This window comes from Actinoplanes sp. NPDC026623, assembly GCF_040638275.1.
Classification (GTDB): Bacteria; Actinomycetota; Actinomycetes; order Mycobacteriales; family Micromonosporaceae; genus Actinoplanes.
This window is the reverse complement of record NZ_JBEZXZ010000138.1, coordinates 1-24,549: the sequence shown is the minus strand read 5'-3', so window position 1 is coordinate 24,549 and position 24,549 is coordinate 1. Positions and strand designations below refer to the sequence as shown.

22 protein-coding genes and 1 tRNA gene are annotated in these 24,549 nt (G+C 70.7%); 12 read left to right on the top strand and 11 right to left on the bottom strand.

Translation table 11 applies throughout. From position 1 onward, the window contains the following. Positions 1–78 precede the first annotated feature (78 nt). Positions 79–447: an OST-HTH/LOTUS domain-containing protein gene (locus AB0F10_RS31365; protein WP_360633091.1), complete on the top strand. Its 369-nt coding sequence runs from the start codon at positions 79–81 to the stop codon at positions 445–447. 114 nt (positions 448–561) lie between these two features. Here AB0F10_RS31365 and AB0F10_RS31360 read toward each other — a convergent pair whose 3' ends face one another. Next, on the bottom strand, positions 562–1,653 hold the full coding sequence (locus AB0F10_RS31360; RefSeq protein WP_360633082.1) for a hypothetical protein: 1,092 nt from the start codon (positions 1,651–1,653) through the stop codon (positions 562–564). A gap of 315 nt (positions 1,654–1,968) precedes the next feature. Here AB0F10_RS31360 and AB0F10_RS31355 point away from each other — a divergent pair, with 315 nt between their 5' ends. Continuing rightward, entirely contained in the window at positions 1,969–2,772 is an 804-nt protein-coding gene (locus AB0F10_RS31355) for a hypothetical protein (protein WP_360633079.1), read from the top strand. Between the two features lie 259 nt (positions 2,773–3,031). Here AB0F10_RS31355 and AB0F10_RS31350 read toward each other — a convergent pair. Beyond that, a tRNA-Lys gene (locus AB0F10_RS31350) sits at positions 3,032–3,104 on the bottom strand. 156 nt (positions 3,105–3,260) lie between these two features. On the opposite strand from AB0F10_RS31350, the gene AB0F10_RS31345 reads away from it, so the two are divergent. Together AB0F10_RS31345 and AB0F10_RS31340 are read left to right on the top strand one after the other, a co-directional pair. Next, on the top strand, positions 3,261–4,523 hold the full coding sequence (locus AB0F10_RS31345; protein WP_360633076.1) for an Ig-like domain-containing protein: 1,263 nt from the start codon (positions 3,261–3,263) through the stop codon (positions 4,521–4,523). A 332-nt stretch (positions 4,524–4,855) separates the two neighbouring features. Beyond that, on the top strand, positions 4,856–6,049 hold the full coding sequence (locus AB0F10_RS31340) for an Ig-like domain-containing protein (RefSeq protein ID WP_360633088.1): 1,194 nt from the start codon (positions 4,856–4,858) through the stop codon (positions 6,047–6,049). Positions 6,050–6,129: 80 nt separating this feature from the next. Here AB0F10_RS31340 and AB0F10_RS31335 read toward each other — a convergent pair whose 3' ends face one another. After that, entirely contained in the window at positions 6,130–6,474 is a 345-nt protein-coding gene (locus AB0F10_RS31335) for a PRC-barrel domain-containing protein (RefSeq protein ID WP_360633073.1), read from the bottom strand. Positions 6,475–6,514: 40 nt separating this feature from the next. Continuing rightward, a complete protein-coding gene (locus AB0F10_RS31330) occupies positions 6,515–6,946 on the bottom strand; it encodes a response regulator (protein ID WP_360633070.1) in 432 nt (143 codons plus the stop codon). Between the two features lie 305 nt (positions 6,947–7,251). Here AB0F10_RS31330 and AB0F10_RS31325 point away from each other — a divergent pair, with 305 nt between their 5' ends. Next, entirely contained in the window at positions 7,252–9,873 is a 2,622-nt protein-coding gene (locus AB0F10_RS31325) for a transglycosylase domain-containing protein (RefSeq protein ID WP_360633067.1), read from the top strand. Positions 9,874–9,885: 12 nt separating this feature from the next. Here the strand turns inward: AB0F10_RS31325 and AB0F10_RS31320 are convergent, their stop codons facing one another. Then, positions 9,886–10,236, bottom strand: coding sequence for a DUF2750 domain-containing protein (locus tag AB0F10_RS31320; RefSeq protein WP_360633064.1), 351 nt, complete (start codon positions 10,234–10,236; stop codon positions 9,886–9,888). Positions 10,237–10,388: 152 nt separating this feature from the next. Here AB0F10_RS31320 and AB0F10_RS31315 point away from each other — a divergent pair, with 152 nt between their 5' ends. Further along, on the top strand, positions 10,389–10,874 hold the full coding sequence (locus tag AB0F10_RS31315; RefSeq protein WP_360633061.1) for a GNAT family N-acetyltransferase: 486 nt from the start codon (positions 10,389–10,391) through the stop codon (positions 10,872–10,874). Here AB0F10_RS31315 and AB0F10_RS31310 read toward each other — a convergent pair. Next, on the bottom strand, positions 10,823–12,025 hold the full coding sequence (locus AB0F10_RS31310) for a hypothetical protein (protein WP_360633058.1): 1,203 nt from the start codon (positions 12,023–12,025) through the stop codon (positions 10,823–10,825). The genes AB0F10_RS31315 and AB0F10_RS31310 overlap by 52 nt on opposite strands. Before the next feature lie 141 nt (positions 12,026–12,166). Here AB0F10_RS31310 and AB0F10_RS31305 point away from each other — a divergent pair, with 141 nt between their 5' ends. Further along, positions 12,167–12,616 carry a hypothetical protein gene (locus AB0F10_RS31305; protein ID WP_360633055.1) on the top strand — a complete coding sequence of 150 codons (450 nt, stop codon included), beginning with the start codon at positions 12,167–12,169 and terminating at the stop codon, positions 12,614–12,616. Between the two features lie 52 nt (positions 12,617–12,668). On the opposite strand, the gene AB0F10_RS31300 is transcribed toward AB0F10_RS31305, so the two are convergent. The 4 genes from AB0F10_RS31300 to AB0F10_RS31285 all read right to left on the bottom strand — a co-directional run bounded on the left by AB0F10_RS31300 (position 12,669) and on the right by AB0F10_RS31285 (position 18,194). Further along, entirely contained in the window at positions 12,669–15,254 is a 2,586-nt protein-coding gene (locus AB0F10_RS31300; protein ID WP_360633052.1) for a lipopolysaccharide biosynthesis protein, read from the bottom strand. A gap of 233 nt (positions 15,255–15,487) precedes the next feature. Beyond that, a complete protein-coding gene (locus AB0F10_RS31295) occupies positions 15,488–15,994 on the bottom strand; it encodes a GrpB family protein (protein WP_360633049.1) in 507 nt (168 codons plus the stop codon). Next, on the bottom strand, positions 15,991–17,094 hold the full coding sequence (locus AB0F10_RS31290; protein WP_360633046.1) for a magnesium and cobalt transport protein CorA: 1,104 nt from the start codon (positions 17,092–17,094) through the stop codon (positions 15,991–15,993). Before AB0F10_RS31290 ends, AB0F10_RS31295 begins: the two co-directional genes overlap by 4 nt. Before the next feature lie 128 nt (positions 17,095–17,222). Continuing rightward, complete coding sequence (locus tag AB0F10_RS31285; RefSeq protein ID WP_360633085.1) at positions 17,223–18,194, bottom strand: ATP-binding cassette domain-containing protein; 972 nt, start codon at positions 18,192–18,194, stop codon at positions 17,223–17,225. Positions 18,195–18,306: 112 nt separating this feature from the next. On the opposite strand from AB0F10_RS31285, the gene AB0F10_RS31280 reads away from it, so the two are divergent. The 3 genes from AB0F10_RS31280 to AB0F10_RS31270 all read left to right on the top strand — a co-directional run bounded on the left by AB0F10_RS31280 (position 18,307) and on the right by AB0F10_RS31270 (position 20,888). Beyond that, positions 18,307–19,263, top strand: coding sequence for a YafY family protein (locus tag AB0F10_RS31280; protein ID WP_360633043.1), 957 nt, complete (start codon positions 18,307–18,309; stop codon positions 19,261–19,263). Positions 19,264–19,500: 237 nt separating this feature from the next. Beyond that, positions 19,501–20,343, top strand: a complete 843-nt coding sequence (locus AB0F10_RS31275; protein WP_360633041.1) for an LLM class flavin-dependent oxidoreductase — start codon at positions 19,501–19,503, stop codon at positions 20,341–20,343. A gap of 56 nt (positions 20,344–20,399) precedes the next feature. Next, a complete protein-coding gene (locus AB0F10_RS31270) occupies positions 20,400–20,888 on the top strand; it encodes an NUDIX domain-containing protein (protein ID WP_360633038.1) in 489 nt (162 codons plus the stop codon). A gap of 10 nt (positions 20,889–20,898) precedes the next feature. Here the strand turns inward: AB0F10_RS31270 and AB0F10_RS31265 are convergent, their stop codons facing one another. Then, positions 20,899–21,438 (bottom strand): GNAT family N-acetyltransferase, encoded by a 540-nt coding sequence (locus AB0F10_RS31265; RefSeq protein WP_360633035.1) that lies wholly within the window; start codon positions 21,436–21,438, stop codon positions 20,899–20,901. A 111-nt stretch (positions 21,439–21,549) separates the two neighbouring features. On the opposite strand from AB0F10_RS31265, the gene AB0F10_RS31260 reads away from it, so the two are divergent. Together AB0F10_RS31260 and AB0F10_RS31255 are read left to right on the top strand one after the other, a co-directional pair. Then, on the top strand, positions 21,550–23,067 hold the full coding sequence (locus AB0F10_RS31260; protein WP_360633032.1) for a family 20 glycosylhydrolase: 1,518 nt from the start codon (positions 21,550–21,552) through the stop codon (positions 23,065–23,067). 120 nt (positions 23,068–23,187) lie between these two features. Beyond that, on the top strand, positions 23,188–24,549 hold a 1,362-nt coding region (locus tag AB0F10_RS31255; RefSeq protein WP_360633029.1), incomplete at its 3' end, for a M48 family metalloprotease.

Here is a 24,549-nt window from a genome sequence, read left to right as displayed (position 1 = left end):
GGCGGGGTCTTTACGTTGGTATGTCCCTCTCGCTGAGCATGTTCGCGGACAGCCCGTCACCAGTTACGTACCGAACTTCTGCCTACGCGCTTAGTCAGACAGCTCCGCGCGGCGGTCGAGGCCGCCTCCGACGATGACGGCTGGGCCGCCCTTGCCCACGTCGGACATCTACTGATCACCAAGAGCCCGGACTTCGATCCCCGAAGCTGGGGGCACCCAAAGCTCAGCGACCTCGTGAAGGCGACTGGGCTGTTCGACAGCGAGCGACGCAAGACGCCGAGCGGCGACTGCCGCCGCCGTCTATATCCGCGACCGGCGACGACGGTCCGCCACACCGTCTTCGGCGCCGTCGTCTGCGGACAACGGTCCTGCACCCGAGGAACGCCACCCCGAGTCCGATCTTGCCTCTGGGGCGACGCCCCAGGCCGCCACGTCCTCGACCGCTAGCAGCGGGTCTGAGCCGTTCACGGTCGATCAGTCGTCATCGGACGTCGACGAGACCGACGCGGGCGGATCCTTGAGCGCCGAGCGCTGTGTTGCTCATGTTGGTGTTCCGGCTGGCTAAGCGGCATGCGCTGGCGCTGGCGCTGGCGCTGGCGCAGGCGCAGGCGCAGGTTCAGGTGATGGCGGCTGGCCCGGTGTGGGTGTCGCGGGTTTGCCCAGCCACCGGGCCGCCAGAATGGCCGGAACGGCGGTCAGCAGTCCGGTCACAGCCGATACGACGGCGGCTGCCTGGATGCGTCCCAGGACCCATGCGCACGCCCCTATGGCCACGACGGTGGCTCCGTAGATGAAGATAACTGGCCAGATGGGAAGCTCTCGTCGCGGCAAGCGCTCCGGGACTTCGCCAAGCCGCTCGGCCGGCAGCAGATGCCCGGACCGACCGTGAAGCAGACTGATCATGATCTGGGTGAGGTCTCGCGCCAAGTCTTCCTGGGCCTGGCGATCGTCCTGCCCGTGCATGCGTTCCGTTGTGGCATGGAGTGACGCGGCCACCCTCAATACGTGAATGCTGACGCTCTTGTACTGGCTGCCGTCAAATTTTGGGCGGCGCTTCGCGAACACTTCAAGATGGCGATGAAGTGCGTGAATGCCGAGACTGATCAGCTGCTTGCGGGTCCGCAGCTGTTTAGTACGGGGCAACTCATCGCCTGCGCACAGCGCGAGTGCCGCGAGTGCATCGTTGAAGATCGCGGCACGGGCGATCTTCGGCTCGGTCAAACGGTAGTCGAGGTATCCGAACGCGTAGGCGATCAAGATGGCGGCGGAGAAGGCCAGCTTGAGCGCCTTCTGCTCCGGGAGTACCCCGAAGGGCCAGCTGAGCCAGCACAAGCCGATGAGACCGATGAAGATGGGCCACATCCAGGTGAAGGCCAGGCCGACGAGTGCAGCCTGCCAGCGCTCACCTTCGTTGGCGATGCGCCTCCATTCGGCCGGCTCGACCTGGATGCCCATGTCGCGTGCTAGGCGGCCGACGAGGAGACGCTGCCGGGCCTTGCTGCGGCGGGCGCTCTTGGACAGCGGTAGCACGCGCCTCGTCAGCCGCCCAGGCATACGAGATCCATGCAGGTTGGTCAGTAGGCAGAAGAACCCAACCAGCACGACGTAAACCAGTTCGGCCAGCGCTGCCGAAACGGCAAGCAGGGAAGTCATAGAAGTTGCACTCCGCCACGATCGGACATCCGGGCGTCCTGCAGCCATGTGGAAGGCCAAGGGGCCAAGGCTCGGACGCCCCGCAGACTATCGACTTCATCGACAGCAATCACCGGTTTGTCCGGCCAAATGGAGACACTGTCCAATGACGGACAGTAGTCGGCGTGCCCGACGCATGCTACCGCAGATAACAAGGTCTACCCGGGTCTGCAAGAGACCTCGGACGGGCGATCGAGCACACGGAACCCCCACCACCCGGCTCGCGTACGGCAATCGGGGCTGCGACGTGCCCCCGATGCGCGAGATAATCCCGGCATGGCATCGGTTGGGCTCGCGGAGCCGCTGCAGGATCCGGTAGATCGGTTCGCGAGGGCGCTCACCGTGCCGAGGCGTCTTCTGGCGCTACACCCTCGCAAGCGCGGGAACGCTGGGGACGCAGCGGCTCTCGCACCTGCGATCACCCTGGGGGTGATTGCAGCATTTGAGGGCTTCGTGGAGGAGTTCGTCGCCACCGGTGCCATCCTCCGACGGTTAGGGGTAGCGCCGGTCGCGAAGGCGGTCGGGAACCTGAACAACCCTGATGTCGATGAGTTCGAGAACTTGGTCGTCAACCAGCTCGGCGTGCCGAAGAGCGCCATAGGGTCGGGGTTCTCGGTCGAGTATTGGCAGCCACCCCCACCGCCCACCACGTGGTGGCAAACGGCTGACCTCGACTGGACATCCGCGAAGAAGGACGCGAAGGCATGGATGCAGGTTCGACACCTGCTTACCCACGGCCTCACGAGCGGTTGGCAGGCGGAGCACTGGCCGGGGCCGCTCAAGGCAAACGGCCCGTCGGCCAGCGAGGTGTTGCGGAGGACCCCGACCGGACGGCACACCCTCGTGATCCATGGGGCCATAACCTGCGCGAGGATCTACGTCGAGGCAAGCCGCCACCTTGCCGGACTGACCGCTCAGCACTTGGGGCGGTCCATCAACGTCGATATCCTTCCGGACTTTCCGTTGTACAAGGAGCAGGCGCACGAACCGCCGGCCCCGACCCGAGCCGACGGAAGCGAAGAGCTTGCCGATGAGGGCGAGGAAACACCTCCAGCCATCGAGCCCGTTGCCGCCTCGTGAGCCGCCCGACGCTCAGGCTCGATTCCGGTTCAACGCGGCGACGCAATCAAGCTCTTCGGCGCCCCCGGATGCGTGCAGCTATGGCGACCGTTTCACCGGGTGAGCTGGATCACCTAGGGCCGCAGTGACGGCGAAAACCGCCCGTTGCCGCCAGGTGTCAGCGTCTCCAGATCACGCATGGATCACTTGTTCGTCCACAACGGACGAAAAAATGGCCCTGACCAGACGTAAAACGCCTGGTCAGGGCCATGATCACAAGTGCGCCGCGTAGGACTTGAACCTACAACCCGCGGATTAAGAGTCCGCTGCTCTGCCAGTTGAGCTAGCGGCGCTCTCTGACAACGCAGAAACATTAACACGCGGTCCCGGGCGGCCCGAAATCGGGCCGCCCGCATGATCGTCCGGGGTAAACCCGCCCCGCGAATGACCCCGGATGTTGCGCGGATGAGGCAGGATGTGCCAGCCGGAACGTGAGAACGGGGCACAGAATGGTCAGCATGCGGCGCTCGGTCATGGCGGTTGTGGCGTTGGTAGTGGTCGCGCCGCTGGCGCTGGCCGCCTGTGGAGACGGCGGGGACAAGCCCGCCGCCGCCTGGGTGGGTGGCTCGCAGGCCCCGCCCTCCGGCGGGGCGGTGCCCGAGTCGGGATCGACGGCTCCGGCCGGGCCGGTTTCCCTGAGCGTGACTCCCGCCACGGGTAAGAAGGGCGTGCCCATCAGCGCGGAGATCGGCTTCACGGTCTCCGGTGGCAAGGTCACCACGGTCGCGCTCAAGGACGCCTCCGGCAAGGCCGTCGCCGGCGCGCTGCGCGAGGACGGCTCCGCCTGGGTGCCCAGCAAGCCCCTGAAGACCAGCAAGCGTTACGACGCGACGGTCACCGCGGTCGACGCGGCCGGGCAGGCCAAGACCGCCTCCACCTCCTTCACCACCATGGGCCGGCCGGGCAAGGAGACGGGTACCGGGCTCTACCTCTTCGATGATCGGACCTACGGCGTGGCCATGCCGGTCGTCGTCGAGTTCAACCCCGGCATCAAGAAGAAGGACCGGGCCGCCGTGGAGAGGCGGATGTTCGTCAAGACCGAGCCGGCGCAGCCCGGCGTCTGGTCGTGGACCGCGAGCGGCTCCCAGGCCTACTACCGCGCCCCCGAATACTGGACGTCCGGCACCAAGCTCAGCGTGCGCATCGCCGTCGGCGGCCTGCCCACCGGCGGTGGCCGCTACGGCGACCAGGACCGGGGCGCGGTTGCCAAGATCGGCCGCAGCTTCATCATGAAGGTCGAGAACAAGACCAAGAAGATGACCGTGGTCCAGGACGGCGCGACCATCCGTACGATTCCGGTCAGCCTCGGCAAGGCCAGCACCCCCTCGTCCAGCGGCACCATGGTCGTGATGGAGAAGAAGGAGTCCACGGTCTTCGACACCACCGCCGAGCTGGGGCCGACCGACGGCTACCGGACCGAGATCGACTATGCGCAGCGGCTCACCTGGAGCGGCCAGTACATCCACTCGGCGCCGTGGTCGGTCGGCTCGCAGGGCCGCCGGAATGTGTCGCACGGGTGTGTCAACGTATCCCCGTCGAACGCCCGCTGGCTGTTCGACAAGACCCTGATCGGTGATCCGATCACCGTTCGGGGTACTGGGGACAAGCTGTCCGCCGGTAACGGCTGGACGGCGTGGGATATGAGTTGGAAGGAATTCGTTAAGGGCAGCGCCCTGCCCGTGCCGGCCGACCTGGCGGCCCGGGCCGCCTGAGCCCGGGCGCTACCTCCCCGAACACCCGATACGCAGGCGCAACACCCATCGTCGCCGCAGCCTTGGGGCCGGGCCGCAACTGCCCTGAACCGCAGGCTGCGGCCGCCTTGAAACCTTCGAGGCGCAGAGTGATCCGGAGCATCTGATCCCCGCGCGGCGCCACCCTCCTGGGGCCGCGGCACGAATCCGGGATTGGTGGCCCGGCATTCATGGAGGAAGATGGGCGCCTGGACGACGGCGCGCTGAGAGGGATCATGGGACTTCGTGGAGAACGGTCGACGGACGTGGATGCGCTCCGCCCGGCCGGCCTGGCCGGGCGGCGGCCGTGGCGGATGGCCGCGGCAGCGCTGGTAGCTGCGAGTGTGCTGGTCGCCGCCGGATGCAGTGGAGACAAGGCCGATTCGCCCTCCTGGCAGGGCGGCGGCGCGGGTGACGGCCAGGGCGCTTCGGGGTCTCCCTCGCCGCAGCCGACGCTGGCGACGGTCGCGGTCACGTCGCCGGCCGCGGACGCCAAGGACGTCGTCGCCTCGACCGAGATCAAGTACGACACCGAGGACGCCGCGAACACCTCCGTCGAGGTCAAGGACGCCGACGGTGCCGAGGTCAAGGGCACCCTCGACAAGGACGAGCGGGTCTTCCGGCCGGCCAAGGCGCTGGGCTGGGGCAAGACCTACACGGTGACGGTCAACGGCACCCCTTCGGGTGACAAGGGCGGCACCGCGAGCAGCGCCTTCACGGTGATGAAGAAGCCGTCGAAGCTGGTCCGGGTGACGAGCTTCCTCGGTGACGGCCAGACGGTCGGCGTCGGCATGCCGCTGATCGTCAGGTTCGGCCGCTCGGTCCCGGCCAAGTACCGCGACGACGTCCAGCGCCGCATGACGGTGACGGCGACGCCGGTGCAGGAGGGCATCTGGCACTGGGTGAGCCCCACCGAGGTGCACTACCGCCCGAAGACGTACTGGAAGGCCTACAGCAAGATCTTCTACAAGGTGCAGCTTGCCGGCGTGCCGATGGGTGACGGCTGGTATGGCCGCTCCGACATGACCGTCGATCTCAAGACCGGCCGCTCGATGGTCCTGACGGTCTCCAACAAGTCCAAGAAGATGACCGTCAAGCAGGACGGCAAGGTCATCAAGACCATCCCGGTCAGCCTCGGCAAGGCGAGCACCCCGTCGTCGAGCGGCACGATGGTGATCATCGACAAGCAGGCGCACACGGTCTTCGACACGATGGACGAGCTGGGCCCGGAGAAGGGCTACCGCACCAAGATCGACTATGCGCAGCGGATCACCTGGAGCGGCCAGTTCATCCACGCCGCGCCGTGGTCCGAGGGCGTGCAGGGCCGGACCAACGTCTCGCACGGCTGCGTGAACGTCTCGATGGCCATGGGCAAGTGGCTGTTCGGGCGCACGATGATCGGCGACCCGATCACGGTCAGCGGCACCGGCGACAAGCTGAAGAACGGCAACGGCTGGACCGACTGGAACCTGAGCTGGGACGAATACAAGAAGGGCAGCGCGATCTGATCGCGAGGCGCACAGCGTGACGCGGGCCGGCCGATCCTCGGCCGGCCCGCGTGCCGTCTCCGGCGGGGCTCAGCGCAGGTTCACCGGGGCTGGATGAGCCAGTTCCAGGCTCGGCGCAGGCCGTCGGTGAAGTGGGCGTCCCCGTCCGCTGCCGGGTCCGCCGACGGTTCCTTCAGCTCGCCGGCCGGCACCGAGATGATCACGCCGTGCTCGAAGATGCCGTCGACCTGGCCAGCGCTCGCGTAGCGGTGGCCGTCCGACGTTTTCAGGACCAGGCCGTGGAAGATGTCCTCCTGGTGGTCCGCCAGGACGTGTGCCACCGTGCCGACGCTGTCGCCCGCGCGGTCGTATACCGGCGTGCCGTCGGCGAGGACCACGAACGACTGCGGTGCACCGAGGTCAACGGGTGCGTTGTTCTGCGACATGCCCCTGCAGATACCCCGGCCGGGGCCGGATAACCCGGGGTCAGTCTCCCGGCGGGAGCCGGGCCACCTCGCCGTAGAAGCGGTCGATCGTGCGGACCGTCGCCTCGAACTCGTCCAGGCCGAACGGCTTGGTCACGTACGCGTTCGCGCGGTGCTGGTAGCTCGACACGATGTCCGGTGCGGCGCCCGACGTGGTCAGTATGACCACCGGGATCGCCTTCAGCCGGTCGTCGGACTTGATCGCGGCCAGGGTCTCGCGGCCGTCCATGCGGGGCATGTTCAGGTCCAGCAGGATCAGATCCGGGCGCTGGGCCGCCTCGTAGGGAGGCGTGCGGAACAGGTAGTCCAGCGCCTCGCGGCCGTCGGCCACGCGGTTGACCGTGGCGCCGCGCTTCGCGTTCTGCAGCGCCTCCGAGATCATCAGCGCATCGGCGTCGTCGTCGTCGACGACGAGGATTTCGAGACTCCGCACCGATGCACCCCCTGTTTGTTGCGGTCCGGCAAGCATAGGGGGTGGCCCGACTCGGCAACCACCGGCCGTCGATATCGGTTCGTGGCTCGAAGTGACATGTTTCACTGACTGTTTCGACATCTGTACGAAACCCCTGGTCACTGCGCGTAGATATAAGGTGAGGGTTCGTATACGCAAAGTAGTTGCGCTGCGGGCTGCACCAATCGATGGCCCACTCTCGTCCCCTCAGCGTGGGAGATCATCAGCGAGCACCGGCAAAAGGGAAAAGGCGCCGTCGCCCCCGGCGGATCGTGGTGCGGCTGATCGTGGTCGCACTGGTCCTCTGCGGTGCGGGCGCCGGGGCCGTCGAGGCGTACATCGAGTCCGTGCCGATGTCCGCCGAGCCGGCCGAGCCGCAGGCGTCGACGCTGTACTACCGCGACGGCCGTACCATCCTGGCCCGGGTCGGCACCACCGACCACAGTGACGTGCCGCTCGCCGCCGTGCCCCCGGCGGTCCGGTCCGCGATCCTCGCCGCCGAGGACCGCGACTTCTACGACCACAGCGGCGTCTCGATCCGCGGCGTCCTGCGCGCCCTCGTCGCCGACGTCGGCGGCAGCCGGCAGGGCGCCTCGACGATCACCCAGCAGTACGCCCGCAATGCCTTCCTGACCCAGGACGTGTCGGTGGAGCGTAAGGCGAAGGAGTTCGCGCTCGCCATCCGGCTGGAGCGCCGCTACACCAAGGACGAGATCCTCGAGCGCTATCTCAACAGCATCTATTACGGCCGCGGCGCGTACGGCATCGCGGCGGCCGCGAACGCCTACTTCGGGATCACCACGGACCGGCTGACCGCGGCCCAGGGCGCGGTGCTGGCCTCCGTGATCAAGGACCCGTACGGGTTCGACCCGGCGAACGACGCGGCCGCCGCGCGGACCCGCTGGACCTGGATCGTCAAGTCGGAGCGTGAGCAGGGCTGGCTCACCGAGGAGCCGAACTATCCGCCGGTGAATTCGGGCGCGGTGCAGACGCTCGGGCCCAACGGCCTGGTCATCGACCGGGTCGAGCGCGAGCTTGCCGCGCACGGCGTGACCTCGCAGTCCCTGCACACCCTGGGTCTGTCGATCACCACGACCCTGGACCCGGCCGCGCACGGCGCGGCCGTCAACCAGGTCGCGGCCCACCTGGCGAGCCAGCCGAAGGACCTGCGGGCCGCGCTGGTCGCGGTCGACCCCGAGACCGGCGGGGTACGGGCCTACTACGGCGGTGACCAGGGACGCGGCTTCTTCGATGACGCCTCGGCGGCGCACCCGGCGGCCTCGACGTTCAAGCCGATCGTGCTCGCCGCGGCGCTGCGCAAGGGCATCGGCTACCTGTCGCGCTGGGACGGAAGCTCGCCGCGCCTCTTCGCCGGCCGGCTCGGCGTGCCGCTGCAGAACCGCGGCGACCAGCAGTGCCCGAACTGCACGCTCGAGAAGTCGATGGTCGACTCGCTCAACACCCCGTTCTACGCGGTCACCGAGGAGATCGGCGCGGACACCGTCCGGTCCATGGCGTACGACCTCGGCGTCGCGAAGACGTACGGGGGAGTGCCGACGCTGGTGGACGCCAAGGGCGACCCGGCGCCGGGCAAGACCCGGTCGGACATCGCGATCGGCCGCTATCCGGTCACTCCCGGTGATCTGGCATCCGTGTACGCGACTTTCGCGGCCGGCGGCGTCCGGCACGACCGGTATTTCGTGGAGACCGCGTCGACCCCTGACGGCCGGCGCCTCTGGACGGCTCGGCCCACGGCCAAGCGGGTGCTGGACAGCAAGGTCGCCGCCGACGTGTCCACCGTTCTGGGTGCCGTGGTTCGGGGTGGCGACGTGCTGCCCGGCCGGCCCGCCGCCGGCAAGTCCGGCGCGCAGCAGTGGGGCAACACGAAGGACAACCAGGACGCGTGGATGGCCGGTTACACCCCCGAACTGGCCACCGCGGTCTGGCTCGGAAAGGCCCGGCCCGGCCCGATCCGCGACTCGGCGGGCGCCGCGATCAAGGGCGAGACGATGCCCACGCGGCTGTGGCGTGACTTCACCCGGGACGCGCTGGACGGCACGCCGATGACGGATCTGCCCAAGCCGGCGCACGTGGGACGGATCGACGTCGGCGACGCCGGGCGGTCCAAGGCCGCCGGGAAGCCGAAGGACCAGGACGCGAAGCCGGGCCCGGGCGTGCCGGTCGTGCACACCGTGGGCAAGGGCAAGCGGCTCGGGCTGACCTTCGACGACGGGCCGTCGCCGTACACGGCGCAGGTGCTCGACCTGCTCGCCGAGCAGCACGTCAAGGCGACGTTCTGCATGGTCGGCGAGGAGGTGCAGAAGTATCCGGAGCTGGTGCGCCGGGTGATCGCCGAGGGGCATCAGCTCTGCAACCACTCCTGGAAGCACGACGACCTCGGCCAGGTCACCGCGGCCGCGGCCCGCGACGACATCAACCGTACGGACGCGGCCATCGCCGTTGCCGCTCCGGGCTCGACGGTGCCGTTCTTCCGCGCCCCGTACGGATCCTGGGGCAAGTCCGCGCAGGTGGGCACCGACCTCGGCCACACGCCGCTCGGCTGGGTCGTCGACCCGGACGACTGGCTGCTGCCGGGCGCGGACGTCATCGCCGATCGCATCGAGAAGCAGCTGACGCCGCGCGCGATCGTGCTGATCCACGACGGCGGCGGCGAGCGTGAGCAGACCGTCGCGGCGCTGACGAAGCTGATCCCGAAGCTGAAGCGGGACGGCTGGACGTTCGATCTGCCGGAGCGGACGGTCCAGTCGCACCCGCTGCCGCAGGCGTCGACTCCGGTTGCGCCGCCCGCGCCGGTCTCGGTCTCCCCGTCGACCCCGCCGTCCTCCCCGCCGCCCTCGGCGGCCGGCCCCTCGACACCCCCGTCGGTCGTCGAGACCAGGGGACCCTGAGGCCCGGCGCGCTCACGACAGCTCGGCGAACCAATCGGCGATCCGGGCGGGCGTCACGTCGTACCCGGTGGCGAGCGCGCCGGCCCAGTTCACCCCGATGAGCAGGCCGTCGCGGCGCAGGCCGGGCAGCCAGCTGCCGAGCCAGTCGGAGACGGGGATCTCCACCACGTCGAAGCCCTGGTACGCCGCGACGGCGCAGACGACCCGCTCGGCCCGGGTCGGCTTGGACCAGAACGGCATGGCCCGGTTCCCCGCCTCGCCCCTGGGCGCGGGAAAGCCCGCGGCGTCCCGGATCGACCAGACCCGGAGTTCCTGGGGTACCTCGCGGCGGAACGCCGCCGAATGGGCCGCGCTGAGCGACATGCCATCCCCCTCTGTGGCTGATACTTCGCTCATCGTCCCCTATTGGACGGTTCAAGGTGTTTGAACCAATAAATCCTAGTCCCGCGCCGCGAGGCGGAAGCCGGGCCCGGCACGGGCCACCAAGCCGGCGGGACACGCTCTAGGTTTCCGGCATGGAGATCAGAGAGGCGACCCCGCAGGACTGGCCCCGCATCTATCCGTTCTGGTCACGGATCGTGGAGGACGGCTCGACGTACGTCTACCCGCTCGGCCTCGGGTCGGACGACGCGCGGGCGGTCTGGATGGAATCGCCGCCGGGGCTCACCGTCGTGGCCGTGGAGGGCGATGACATCCTCGGCTCGGCGAAGATGGGCCCCAACCGGCCGGGCCGGGGCGCGCACGTCGCCACCGGCAGCTTCATGGTCGACCCCGAGCGGCAGGGCCGCGGGGTCGGCCGGGCGCTGGGCGCATACGTCATCGACTGGGCGGGTCGGGAGGGTTATCACAGCATTCAATTCAATGCCGTCGTGGAGAGCAACGTCGTCGCCGTGCGCCTCTGGCAGTCGCTCGGCTTCACGATCGCGGGCACCGTACCGGAAGCTTTTGATCATCGGACGAACGGACTAGTCGGCCTCCACATAATGGTCAGAAAGCTATGAAACGCCCAAAATGCCATCCAAATGGCGATCAAGGATAAAAAGTCCCCATAACCTCTGGTTGTCGGTCCGGCCGCCAGGCCCGGCTGCGTGACTAGTTTCGGAGGATTGGGATGAACAAGGGTCGTCGTATGGGAGCCCTCGTGGTCGCCACCGCATCCGCTGTCGGGATTGCGTCGCTGGTGGCGCCGACCGCCGCGCAAGCGATGCCACGCGGCCCGGTGCCCGTCTCCAGCGGGATCCCGGCCGTCAGGGCCTTCCTGCCCACCTGGGTCGGGATCCGCTGGACCACCGACCGTCGCATCTGCGACGTCGCGGTCCGAGTCAACGGTCGCGGCGTGTACGTGGACTACCCGGGAGCGCGCCCGTTCACGTCCTTCTCCCGGGGCTCCCTGCTGCCGGGGCGCATCGGCGTCACGACGTTCCGGGTGAACCCGCAGTTCCGTCGCTCCACCATCGCGCGGCTGAGCGCCACCATCCAGTACGACAACTGCGGGCGGCGCGACCGTCCGATCCGCAGGTCGTTCAACCTGGCCATGCCGGTCGTGGTGTTCAACGGCGGCGGCCAGCACGGGGGCGGCGGGTTCCCGCAGGGCGGCGGCCAGCACGGCGGTGGCGGGTTCCCGCAGGGCGGGGGCCAGCACGGGGGTGGCGGGTTCCCGCAGGGCGGCGGCCAGCACGGGGGTGGCGGGTTCCCGCAGGGCGGTCAGCAGGGTGGCGGTCAGCAGGGTGGCGGTCAGCAGGGCGGCGGCCAGCAGGGCGGTCAGCAGGGTGGCGGTCAGCAGGGCGGGGGCCAGCAGGGTGGCGGCCAGCAGGGTGGCGGCCAGCAGGGCGGGGGCCAGCAGGGTGGCGGTCAGCAGGGCGGGGGCCAGCAGGGTGGCGGTCAGCAGGGCGGGGGCCAGCAGGGCGGTCAGCAGGGTGGCGGTCAGCAGGGTGGCGGCCAGCAGGGCGGGGGCCAGCAGGGCGGTCAGCAGGGTGGCGGTCAGCAGGGCGGCGGCCAGCAGGGCGGCGGTCAGCAGGGCGGTCAGCAGGGCGGCGGTCAGCAGGGTGGCGGTCAGCAGGGTGGCGGCCAGCAGGGCGGCGGTCAGCAGGGTGGCGGTCAGCAGGGTGGCGGCCCGCGCGGGTAATGGCTGAACTCTGAGCCGTATAGACAACCGAACGCGTGACCGGCCGCTTGGCCGGTCACGCGTTTTTTGTCGTCCAACCCATTTCCGAAAGCAACTCCGACGTGACCAGAATCCCAATATCATCCGGATTGTTATGGTTTAGAACTGGTCGAGGCATTTGGAGTGCTGATGAACGGGATCCGGCGAACCGCCGTGCTGGCGGCCGCGGCGGTGGCGGCGACAGGCCTGATGACGGCGACCCCGGCATCCGCGAGCCACCACGGTCCCCACCCGGTGACACCCTGGATCGAGGTCGTCAGGGCGCACGACCCGACCTGGGTCAAGATCTGGTGGGACACCGGCGAGAAGATCTGCGACGCCGAGGTGACCGTCCGGGCCGACCACGTCGGGATCGTCTACCCGGAGAACACCGGCTCCTACACGTCGTTCCGCGACGAGGCCTACCTCAGGCCGGCGCGGCCCGACTACACCGCGTTCAAGGTGGACGCGGACTACGACCGGAACACGATGGTTCCGGTCGAGGCGACGCTGAGCTACAACACCTGCGGCGACAAGGCGGTGGAGAAGGCCAGGATCTACTGGCTGAGGCTCCCGGTGCTGCGGAACCCCGACCACTGAGATCCTTGCGCGCGGCCGAGTGGGGGCGGTCGGCCGCGCGCAAGGACCGGTTCTAGCGGGTCGCCATGATCAGCGCGGCCGGGTCGGCGCAGACGAGCCGCAGCGCCCGGGCCACCACGGCCGGGTCGTAGGTGGAGGCGTGGAACGTCGCCTCCAGGTGCAGCACCCCGCCCATCTCGGACGTGGTGAGCGTGATGCCCTCGGGCCCGTTGAGCGTCGGCACGCTCTGGTTCACCCGGCCCGCGACGTCGACCGCCCAGGGCAGGTCGGCGAGCAGGTCGTGCCGGCCCTGGTTGCTGAACGTCAGCCGGGGCCGCGGCTCGATCGGCGCCTCGTTCGGGTACGCGTCCGGCAGGCCCGGTGCCCCGGTCACCGCGATCTTGCACTCGCGCAGCAGCATCATGGTCAGGATCCGGCCGGTGGCCAGTTCCGCCTTGAGCGTGGTGTGGATCTCCTGCGGGTCGGTCAGGCTCGCCGGGGTCAGGTACGGGCCCATGCAGAAGTTGCTGTCGATGCTGACGCCCTTGTCCACGTACCGGCGGGCGTCGGCCAGGAAGGTGCCGCCGGAGGTGTCGGGGTTCAGCCCCAGCTCCCGCAGCGCCGCGGTGAAGGCCGCGAACGTGATCGCCGACGTGGTGACTCCGGGCGAGTACTGGTCGCGCCACACCCGCATCTTGGCCAGCACGTCGGCGGAGCGGGCGGTCTCGACGGTCAGGTTCGCCGCCCACGGCCGGGTCGCGGACTGCTCCTGGTGCGGCGGCCGGGCGAAGCTCAGCCCCTGCTTCCACCGGCCCGGCTTGGTGCCGAACTGCTTCCACCAGGCCTTGGGCAGCGCCCACCGGTGCCGGGCGGACGGGGCGATGACCGCCGGCCGCCCCTCGCCGGCCGCGCGGACGAGTTCCCGCAGCAGATTGTTGACCGGGCCGGCGTCGCCGTACGCGTGCGCCACCTTCATCGCGACATAGCCGCCGCCGGCCAGGATCCGTACGGGGTGGTGGCCCCGCGGCTCGGCCTGCAGCTCCCGGCTCATCGCGTCGAAGTCGACCGGCCCGTCGCCCAGGTCGGTGACGGCCTCCCGGACGTACGCGGCGAACGCCGTCGCGTCCATGTGTTCCCACCGCGCGCCGGAGCGGTCGAGCCGTGACACGGCCCGGTGGGCCGGGTCCGCGGCGTGCAGGCCGATCAGCGCGTTCCGCAGCCGCTCGGCGGTGACGCCGGTCAGCGGGCCGACCGTCCGGATGTACTCCAGCGGCAGCCAGGCGCGCTCGCGCAGGGTCAGGCTGGTGGCGGACATGATGTTTTCCTCCAGAGGTGTGCGGGCGAAGACGACCCGGAGCACGGTCGGCGCGACCAGGACGGTCTCGGCGGCCATCACGAGCGCCACCCAGGTGACGAGTTCGGTGAGGCTGCCGCGGCTGCCCCCGTACCAGGCGGCGGCGAGCTCCGCGATGCCGGCGAAGACCGAGAAGACGCCGGCGCCGCGGACCCGGCCCTGCACCCGGGAGATCGCCAGGAAGAAGTGGTGGAAGACGAACGGCAGGTAGGTAAGGGCCAGGATGGTCAGCGCGGTGCCCGCGCTCTCCGCGTAGCCCGACCCGAAGAGGCCCATGATCGGCTTCGCGGCGAAGACCACCACGAGCGAGACGGGCAGGCCGCCGCCGACGCAGATGAGCAGGCCCATCCGGACCTTGGAGCGCAGCGCGGCCTTGTCGCCGCTGGCCACCGCGAAGAGGGTGAGCGCGACGTTGCCCGGGACCATGGCGAGGAAGGACAGCACCATGAACGCGGTGTAGAAGGACGCGTTCGCCTCGGCCGACAGCACCGCGGTGACGACCAGCGGCAGCGCCGCCCGCGGCAGGTAGGTGGCCAGGTTCAGCAGGTTGTGGTCGAACGTCGCCCGGCCCCGGCCGCGCAGCAGCGCCGCTCGCGGGCGTACCGAATCGATCATTGCCTTGCGCCGCAGGGCGCGACCGAGGATCACGACCGACGCGACCGCGCCGGCGATCCAGGTGAGCAGCAGTTCGCCGCCGGTCACGGTGAGCGGCAGCACCACCAGGACGCCGAGCAGGACCAGCTTGATCACCGAGAACCAGGCGTTGCGCATCAACTGCATCGGGCCCTGCAGGAGGCCGACCAGGGCCTCGTCCAGGACCAGCGTCATCGCGTTCAGCGCGATGCCGAAAACCAGCAGCACGGTGGCGGCCGTGCTGCCGAGCGCGTTCTGCAGGCCGGGGATGGCGAGGTGCGCGATCGCGACGTAGACGAGGCCGCCCACCGTCGCGGCGCTGCCGGCCACCAGCAGGCAGGTGGAGATCAGTTCCCATTTGCGGCCGCGCAGCGCCGGCAGGTCGGAGATCAGCATGGTGCCCATGCCGAACATCCCGATCGTGCCGATCAGCGTCATCGCCGACACCGCCGCGGAGGCCTGGCCGACGGCCTCCTTCGACGCGAACTGCGCCGCCAGCCACCAGTAGGCGAAGCCGAACAGCGAGGTGATCGCGGTCGTCGCCATCAGCGAGCCGGCGTTGAGGAACAGGTCCAGGTGCCCGCGCAGGGTGGCCATCAGGCCGGTGCCGCCGGGTGTCCCGGCGCCGGAGTCCAGGCTCTGCGGCTCGGCCTCGGTTATCGTGCTACCCACCTAGCTACCGCCCCCAGTGCAGTGATCGAAGCCAAACGGTAGTTACCTTCCGTGTTCGGCCGCCACGGCAGACCGGTGCATACTAGGTGCACCGTCCGGAGTGGAGATCATGCGGACCGGGCGCCGGTCCGGTACGTTCGGTTGAGGTTTGGGACGGGTGGGACCTCAGGCGTTATGCCTGGTCACGGCCGTAACGTCCGATGCTCTGGGTGAGTGTGGGCACGCAGCGTGACCTACTCTTCCCAGACCGGCACCGAGGGTAGGCCGCGGGCCGCGCGGGCGGCGTCGGTCAGCTCCTGAAGCAGGTCGGTCTTACCCTGCGTGTATGCGTCGCCGGGCCCGTGCCGGTCCATCAGCTCGCGCTTGAGCGCCGCGTAGCGCTCGCGGTCCGCGGGATGCGCGATCAGATGGTCGCGCAGCAGCCGCTCGTTGCGGGTCGGCCAGCTTTCGGCGGTCACCACGTGCAGGTGGTAGCCGGTGCTGTCGTAGTCCTCGCGCCGGTAGAAGAGGCGCTCCGGCATGTCGGAGCGCACCATCTTGTAGCCGAACGTCTCCAGCGCCGGGTCGTTGACCTCGTCGAGGTCGTCGACGCTCGCCATCAGGTCGATGACCGGCTTGGCGGGCATGCCGGGCACCGCGGTGCTGCCGACGTGCTCGATCTCGATGAACAGGGGCGCCAGCACCACGCAGGCCCGCCGGCCGAGGGCGGCCCAGCGCTCGTCGGGCTCCGCGATCGTCACAGCCAACCCGCCTTCTTCAACCGGCGATGCAGCAGTACGGCGGCGGTGGCCATCAGCAGCAGCGCGCCGAGGTATCCGTAGCGCCAGCCGAGCTCCGGCATGAACTCGAAGTTCATCCCGTAGACCCCGGCGATGGCGGTCTGCACGGCCGCGATGGCCGCCCATGAAGCGATCTTGCGCATGTCGTTGTTCTGGTCGACCGAGACCTGCGCGAGCCGCGCCTGCAGGATCGAGTTCAGCAGGTCGTCGAAGCCGGCGACCCGGTCGACGGCCCGGGCCAGCCGGCCCCGCAGATCGATCAGGTACGGCTGGAGGCCCTCCGGCACGACGCCCCGGTCGAGCAACCGTTGCAGGGGCTCCTGCAGGGGCATCACGGCCCGCTTGAACTCCACCATCTCCCGCTTGAGCTGATAGATGTGCGCGATGTCCGGCGGCTTGCTCGCGGAGAAGGCGACCTCCTCCAACGCCTCCAGATCGTGCTCGACATGCTCGGCGACGTCAAGGTAAAGGTCGACCATTCGACTGCAGACCGCGTACGCGACCGCCCACGGTCCCTGGGCGAGCAGGGCGGGCCGCTGCTCGAGCTCCTCGCGGACCGGTTTGAGCGCGCCGGCGGCGCCGTGCCGCACGGTGATGACGAAGCGCGGCCCGATCAGCACGGTGACGTCGCCGGTGTCGACCACCTCGGAGGTGGCGGTGAGCTCCTGGTGCTCGACGTAGCGCGCGGTACGCAACACGAGGCGGGTGACGTCGTCGATGGTCTCGGCCGCCGGCCGGTGCCCGGTGGTGGCGGCCTGCTCGGTGGTGAGGTCGTGCAGCCCGAAGACCCGGGCGATGTCGGCCATGGTGGCCTCGTCGGGCTCGTGCAGGCCGAGCCACACGAAGGCGTCCCGATGGCGGTGTGCCTGCCGGGCGGCGTCGGCGTAGTGCACGTGCCCGGAGCGCCGGATCCCGTCGTGGTAGACGGCGCAGTCGACGACGGCATCGGGATTGCCGCGCCGGGGCTGCGGTATCGCGCGCCGGGGCCGGTTCAGGCCCTCGATGAGCCGGCCGAACGTACGCGGGATCAGTGGCACCGCGCGCCGCCGTTGCCCGAACATCGCCCGCAGTCCCCCGTCGCTCGCCGCACCCGAGGGACCGACGGTATCTGTTCCCCGCCGCCCCGCGCCGCACACTCTGGTCCAGGCGGCCCGGTGACCCTGCTCACCGGGCCGCCCCGGCGTGCCGGTCAGTCCGAGCGCTTCATCGCCCGGACGCCGGCCAGCAGGCCGAGGGCGCCGACGCCGGCCGCGGCGACCGCGCCGGTCACCGTCGTCGATGCCCGGACGTCGCCGGCGAAGAGGGCGCGCTCGGCGTCGACCACGTAGGTGAGCGGGTTCCACTTCGAGAGCGCCTGCAGCCACCCCGGGCCGGCCAAGACCGGCAGCAGCATGCCGGCGAGCAGCAGCAGCGGGAAGAGCAGCGTCTGCTGCACGGTCCAGAACAGCCACTCCTGGTTCTTCGCCGCGAGCGCCAGCGTGTAGGACAGGGCGCCGAGCCCCAGGCAGAAGACGCAGAGGACGGCGAGGCCGAGCAGCGCCCCGCCGAGGTGCAGTTCGAAGCTGCGGCCGGTCAGTTTGAGGAACACGTCGTCGAGGGTCGGCCGCCTGACCTCCACCTCGGTCGCCGGCACACCCGCGGCGCGCAGGTCCTCGAGCAGGTCTGGCAGGAGCCGGGGCGCGCCCGGCACGGAGATCGTCAGCCGGGTGCCGTGCCGGTACAGCGGGTGCGGGATGCCCGACGCGGCCGCCGCGGCGTCGACCTCGTGGTCGAAGCCCAGGACGATCCGGTCACCGACGTGCTTCGTCTTGAGCCGCGCGGGGGTGTCGTCGGCGATGATCCGGCCGTGGTCGATCACGATGACCCGCTCGGCCATCGAGTCGGCCTCGTCGAGGTAGTGCGTGGTCAGCACGATCGTGGTGTCGTGCCGCTTGCGCAGCTCGACGATGTGTTCCTGCAGGTTGGCGCGGTTCTGCGGGTCCAGCCCGGTCGACGGCTCGTCGAGGAAGAGCAGCGCCGCGGCGTGGATGAGGCCCATGGCGATGTCGAGCCGGCGGCGCTGGCCGCCGGAGAGCGTGGACACGGTCCGGTCGGCGACCTCGCTCAGGCCGAGCGAGTCGATCAGCTCGGCGGCCCGCCGCCGGGCCGCGACGACCTTCAGCCCGTACGCGCGCCCCTGGCTGATCAGTTCGTCGCGGCCCCGCTGGCTGTGGTTCCGACGCTAGGGTTCTTAGCGGTCAATTCCTGACCGCTATCGGAGCGAGACTGGATTCATGGCGAACACGAGTGCGCGGATGCTGAGGCTGCTCTCCCTGCTGCAGACCCACCGCTACTGGCCGGGCACCGAGCTGGCCGACCGGCTCGAGGTCAGCCCCCGCACGCTGCGCCGCGACGTCGACCGGCTGCGCGAGCTGGGCTATCCGGTCGACGCGGCGCGCGGCGTCGCCGGCGGATATCAGCTGCAGGCGGGCGCGGCGGTGCCGCCCCTGCTGCTCGACGACGACGAGGCGGTCGCGATCGCGATCGGCCTGCGTACGGCGGCGGCGGGCGCGGTGGCGGGCCTCGAGGAGACCTCGGTACGCGCGCTGGCGAAGGTCATCCAGCTGCTGCCGCCGCGGCTACGCAGGCGCATCGACGCCCTGCAGGCGGCGACCGCGCCGGGCGTCTTCGGCGGCGGCCCGACGCTGGACGCGACGACGCTGACGACGCTGGCGATGGCCTGCCGCAGCGAGGAGCGGCTGCGCTTCGACTACACGTCGCGCGACGGCGACTCCTCGTCGCGTCACGTCGAGCCGCACCGCCTGGTGTCGCTGGGCCGTCGCTGGTATCTCGCGGCCTGGGACCTGGATCGGGGCGACTGGCGCAGCTTCCGGGTCGACCGGCTCGCGGCGCCGGCCGCGACGGGTGCGCGTTTCCGCCCGCGTGAGATCCCGGGCGGCGATCCGGTGGCCTGGATGCGCTCGCGCCTGGCCGCGGCGACCAGCCGCTACGAGGTGTCCGTGCGGATACACCGGGCGGCGGAGCCGGTGCGGGGGTTCGTCGGCCACTGGGCGACGGTCGAGGAGCTGTCGCCGACGGAGTGCCGGTTGCGGATGACGGTGGACGATCTGAGCTGGCCGGTCATGATTCTCGGCGCGATGGGTGCGGATTTCACGGTGGAGTCGCCGCCGGAGCTGCCCGGGCGGATCCGCGAATCGGCCGAGAATCTGCTGCGCGGCGTCGCCGGGTAGATGGACGGATCGGCGCCCCCGTGGCGCCGATCCGCACGATGAATCTATCGATCACCCCCGACACTTTCCCGCGATTTTTACGACTTGGCTTATATAAACTTCAACTTAATAACGCCGACGCTCCGAGGTGGCCGGCCGGCGGTCCTATGTGGTGTTCCGGAGGTGGATCGCGAGGCGTCGCCGTCCGGTCCGGCACCGGTGCGGATTTCTGTCGTAGGCGCCAGGGACGATGGTCCGATGACGAAACTAGGCGCCGTCTTCCTGCCCTCCAATCCACCCGAGCGGCTGCGCGACATCGCGTGCGCCGCCGACGATGCCGGCCTCGAGCAGCTCTGGCTGTGGGAGGACTGCTTCCTCAACGGCGGCGTCAGCGCGGCCTCGGCGGCGCTCGCCTGGACCACCCGGCTCAAGGTCGGCATCGGCATCGTGCCGGTGCCGTTCCGCAACGTCGCCCTGGCGGCGATGGAGATCGCCACGATGCGCCGGATGTTCGGCGACCGCGCGATCGTCGGCATCGGCCACGGCGTGCAGGAGTGGATGGCGCAGGTCGGCGTCAAGGCGGCCTCGCCGATGACCCTGCTGCGGGAGCACACGACCGCGCTGCGTGCCCTCCTGCACGGCGAGACGGTGACCGTGCAGGGCCGCTACGTGAAGCTCGACGCGGTCGCCCTGGACTGGGCGCCGGACCCCGCACCCGAGTTGCTGATCGGCGCGACCGGACCCAGGACGCTGCGGCTCTCGGGCGAGCTTGCCGACGGCACGATCCTGACCGGCGGGACGCCGCCCGCGGGCGTGGTCGCGGCCCGGGAGCACATCGGCGCCGGCGAGGGCCACGAAGTGGTCGTCTTCCTGCCGGCCGCGAGCGGGCCCGGGGCCGCTCAGCGGCTCGCGACGTGGCAGGAGCGCGAGGGCGTGGATTTCCCCGGCGTGGCCGGGGACGCCAAGGCCGTGGCGGCGACGATCGAGCGCTTCGTCGAGGCGGGCGCGACGACGGTGATCCTGCAGCCGACCGCCGACGACCCGGACCCGGAGGGCTTCCTCCGGTTCGTCGCCGAGGAGGTGCGCCCGCTGATCGACTGACAACACGCTGCGCGGCGGGGCGGGCGGCGGCGCCGAACGGCACTATCTTGTCCGGCATGCCCATTTCGCCGTATATCAAGAGCCTTCGTGACGTTGTCGGGCACCGCCGGTTGCTGCTGCCCGGGGTGACCGCCGTCGTGTTCGACGACGCCGGCCGGCTCCTGCTGGGGCAGCGCTCGGACACCGGCCGCTGGGCGCTGATCGCGGGAGTCATGGACCCGGGCGAGCAGCCTGCCGAGACGGTGGTCCGCGAGGTCTACGAGGAGACGGCGGTCCACGTCGTGCCCGAGCGGGTCACCAGCGTGCTCACCCAGCCGCCGAACACCTACCCGAACGGCGACCAGACGGAGTTCGTCGACATCACCTTCCGGTGCCGGGCCGTCGGCGGCGAGGCCCGGGTGAACGACGACGAGTCGCTGGCCGTCGGCTGGTTCGCGCCGGCGGATCTGCCCCCGATCCCGGAGCCGGCCCGGCTGCGCATCGAGTGGTCGCTGCTGCCGGGCACGGACGCGTGGTTCAGCGCCCCGGCGGTCCGCAGCCGCTGACCGCCGGCCGTCAGAGCGGGCGGGCCCGGACGTGGTCGTCGTGCCGCTGCTCGCCGACCAGGAAGCGCTTGGTCCCGATGATCTCGAACCCGTGCCGGGCGTAGAACTTGGCGGCCCGGGCGTTCCGCTGGTTGACGCCGAGCCAGCACTGCCGCGCCCCGGTCGCCGCGGCCGCGTCGAGCGTCGCGGCCATCAGCGTGCCCGCGACGCCCGAGCCGTGGCTGCTCGCGGCGACGTAGAACTTGCTGAGCTCGACGGCCGGGCCGGGTCCCGCGGCCGCCACCGTGCGCGCCAGTTCCGGATCGGCGATCGGCCCGGCGACCAGCATGCAATAGGCGACCGGCGCGCCGTCGTCGTGGGCCAGCAGCAGGATCCGGTCCGGATCGGCCAGATACTTGTCGAAGCTGGACAGCGACAGATGCTGCGCGATGAACGCGTCGATGTCGCTCTGCGGCGTGCCGGGCGGGTTGGCCAGCCCGAAGGTGCGTGCCGCGAGTTCGTGCAGGTCGGCCGCGTCCGCGGGGCCGGCCGGCCGGGTGGTTGTCGCCATGGCGCCACGATAACGGCGGCGTGATGCGCTTCATCAGGTGCCTCGGAAACTGGAAACAGGGTTTAGAGTCGTGCCGACCGATCGGCGGTCCGGAAGACGGGGAGGCGTTGCGTGAGCGAACCGGTGTTCGAGCACAGAGGGCTTGGCGACGTGATCCCCGTGCCGGCCGAGGTGCGGCCCGACCGGGCCGCGTCCTTCACGATCGATGCGGGTACGGCGATCCGCACCGCGCCGGGATCGGCCGAGGCGCGCCGGGTGGGCGAGCATCTGGCGGCCCTGCTGCGCCCCGCCACCGGCTTCGCCCTGCCGGTCGGCGAGGGTCCGGGCGCGATCGCCCTGCTGCTCGACGGCGACGACGCGCTCGGCGAAGAGGGCTACCACCTCGAGGTGGGCGCCGCCGGGGCGACCGTGCGCGCCGCCGCGCCCGCCGGGCTCTTCGCCGCCGTGCAGACGCTGCGGCAGTTGCTGCCCGCCGCGATCGACGCCGCAACGCCGCAGGAGGGCGCCTGGGTGCTGCCCGGCGGGCGGATCGTCGACCGGCCCCGGTTCGCCTACCGCGGCGCGATGCTCGACATCGCCCGGCACTTCTTCACCCCGGACGAGATCAGGTCCTACATCGACTCGATCGTCCAATTCAAGATCAATCATCTGCATCTGCACCTGACCGATGACCAGGGCTGGCGGATCGAGATCGACGGCTGGCCCGCCCTGACCGAGATCAGCGGCGGCGAGGGCACCGGCGTCGACGGCGCCGGCCCCGGCTTTCTCACCAAGGCCGACTACGCCGGGATCGTCGCGTACGCGGCCGAGCGGTTCGTCACGATCGTGCCCGAGATCGACATGCCGGGGCACGTCAACGCGGCGCAGCACGCGTACCCGGAGCTGACGGCGGACGGGGCCGCCGTGCCGCAGCGCACGGACCACGAGGTCGGCTACAGCTCGTTCGTCGCGGACCACGAGGGCACGTACGCGTTCATCGAGGACGTCCTGCGCGACGTGGCCGCCCTGACCCCGGGGCCCTACCTGCACATCGGCGGGGACGAGGCGCAGGCCACCACGCCCGAGGACTACCGCACCTTCATCCAGCGGGTGCTCCCGCTCGTCGCCAAGTACGAGAAGCGCGTGATCGGCTGGCACGAGATGGCCGGGGTGGAGCTTCCGGAGACGGCGATCGTGCAGTACTGGCGGATCGAGGCGGCCGACGAGGGCACGGCCCGCGCGGCGGCCAACGGCAGCAAGGTGATCATGTCGCCGGCGGACCGCACGTACCTGGACATGAAGTACACGGCGGAGACCACGCTCGGCCTGGACTGGGCGGGCCTCATCGACATCGAGCGCGCGTACGGGTGGGATCCGGCCGACCGCCTGCCGGGTGTGGGTGAGGAGTCCCTGCTCGGGGTCGAGGCGCCGCTGTGGTCGGAGACGCTGCGCAGCCTCACCGACGTCGAGACGATGACCTACCCCCGGCTCCCGGCGGTCGCGGAGATCGGCTGGTCGCCGCGGAGCACCCACGACTGGGAATCGCTGCGGGCCCGGCTGGCCGCGTTCGGGCCGCGCTGGCGCAACCAGGGTGTCGCGTTCCACCCGTCGCCCGAGATCCCCTGGGTCCAGGCGCCAGTCGAGGGGTGACCGGATTATGGCTTCCGTGCGTTATTTCGGCACGTCGCGGCGGTACCCGGCCAGTTGATCACTGCTGAGGGCCGGGCGGCGGATGTCGGCGTGTCGGTGGCCACCCCTAGGCTTGCCCGCGTGCAGAAGAGGGTGCTTGCGTCGGCGGCCGCGCTGGCCGGGTTCCTGATCGTCGCGGCAGCGCAGCTCGCGCTCGTGGTGGTGCCCGTCCTGCTGCTGCTCTCGATGCTCCCGGGGCGGACCGCGCTGCGGCTCGGCGTGCCGGTCTGCATCGCCACCGTCGGCGTGATGGCCTATGCGACCTGGCGTGCCCTGCACACCCGGCGCCGCGAGCCGATCGGCATCCCGGTGACGCGCGGGGACGCGCCGCAGCTCTGGGCGCTGCTCGACGGCGCCGCCGCGGCCGCCGGCACCCGCGCGCCCGACCGGGTCACGATCGTCGCCGACGCCGCCGCGAAGATCATCGAGCGCACCCATCTGCTCGGCCTGATCGGCGGCCGTCGCGACCTCTATCTCGGCCTGCCGCTGCTGCAGGCCTGGGACGAGGCGCACCTGCGGGCGGTCGCCGCGCACGAGCTCGGCCACTTCTCGCCCGGGCTGGGCCGGCTCGCGCCGCTTGCCTACCGCGGCCGGGTGGCGGTCGCCCGGACGGTGCCGCGCATCTCGCCGCGCAACCCGGCGGGCCAGCTGCTGCGCGCCTACGCGCGGTTCTACCGGCGGGTCGACGCGCCGTTCAGCCGGGCGCAGGAGCTGGCCGCGGACCGGATCGCCGCGGAATACGCGGGCCGCGCCGGTGCGGTGGCCGTGCTGCGCGACCTGCCGGCGCTCGAGGCCCTGCAGCGGATCTTCCACGCCGAATACCTCGGACCGGGCTGGCAGGCGGGCCACGTCCCGGACGACATCTTCGGCGGCTTCCTGCGGGTGCTGGCGGCGCGGGCGAACGACGTCGCGGTGCTGCGCGCCCGCGAGCCGGGCGCGCTGCCGGCCTGGGACACCCACCCGCCGGTGGCGGACCGGCTCGCCGCACTGACCGCCCACTACGCCGGGATCCAAGCCGGATCCGGCGCGGGCGGCGAGGCCGGGCTTGCGGCCGGACCGGCCACCGCGCCCGGCGACACCGGTGGTTCCCCGACCGGGGCCCCGGCACCGCAGGCCGCCACTCCACGCGCCGAGGCAGCGGCGGCCCAGTCCGAGGCGGCCCAGTCCGAGGCGGCCCAGTCCAGGGCGGCCCAGACCGAGACGGCCCAGACCGACGCGGCTCACGCCGACGCGGCTCACGCCGACGCGGCTCACGCCGACGCGGCGCAGACCGATGCAGCTCAGGCCGGGTCCGATCAGGCCGAGGTGCCGACCGCGCGGGCGGGGGAGCCGGCGGCAGACCTGGTCGGCGCGGGCGTCGCGGCCCCGGCCGGCCCGGCGGCACCCGGCGCGCCGGCCGCCACGCCCGGGGATCCCGGAGCGGCCGGTCCGCACCGGGACGCG

Coding starts and splice junctions, on each gene's coding strand:
- AB0F10_RS31320 (WP_360633064.1), bottom strand. CDS start 10,236: ATGTCGCTCAGCGCGGCCCATTCGGCGGCGTTCCGCCGCGAGGTACCC.
- AB0F10_RS31360 (WP_360633082.1), bottom strand. CDS start 1,653: ATGACTTCCCTGCTTGCCGTTTCGGCAGCGCTGGCCGAACTGGTTTAC.
- AB0F10_RS31290 (WP_360633046.1), bottom strand. CDS start 17,094: ATGTTCGGGCAACGGCGGCGCGCGGTGCCACTGATCCCGCGTACGTTC.
- AB0F10_RS31270 (WP_360633038.1), top strand. CDS start 20,400: ATGCCCATTTCGCCGTATATCAAGAGCCTTCGTGACGTTGTCGGGCAC.
- AB0F10_RS31345 (WP_360633076.1), top strand. CDS start 3,261: ATGGTCAGCATGCGGCGCTCGGTCATGGCGGTTGTGGCGTTGGTAGTG.
- AB0F10_RS31340 (WP_360633088.1), top strand. CDS start 4,856: ATGGCCGCGGCAGCGCTGGTAGCTGCGAGTGTGCTGGTCGCCGCCGGA.
- AB0F10_RS31355 (WP_360633079.1), top strand. CDS start 1,969: ATGGCATCGGTTGGGCTCGCGGAGCCGCTGCAGGATCCGGTAGATCGG.
- AB0F10_RS31315 (WP_360633061.1), top strand. CDS start 10,389: ATGGAGATCAGAGAGGCGACCCCGCAGGACTGGCCCCGCATCTATCCG.
- AB0F10_RS31265 (WP_360633035.1), bottom strand. CDS start 21,438: ATGGCGACAACCACCCGGCCGGCCGGCCCCGCGGACGCGGCCGACCTG.
- AB0F10_RS31305 (WP_360633055.1), top strand. CDS start 12,167: ATGAACGGGATCCGGCGAACCGCCGTGCTGGCGGCCGCGGCGGTGGCG.
- AB0F10_RS31275 (WP_360633041.1), top strand. CDS start 19,501: ATGACGAAACTAGGCGCCGTCTTCCTGCCCTCCAATCCACCCGAGCGG.
- AB0F10_RS31280 (WP_360633043.1), top strand. CDS start 18,307: ATGGCGAACACGAGTGCGCGGATGCTGAGGCTGCTCTCCCTGCTGCAG.
- AB0F10_RS31335 (WP_360633073.1), bottom strand. CDS start 6,474: ATGTCGCAGAACAACGCACCCGTTGACCTCGGTGCACCGCAGTCGTTC.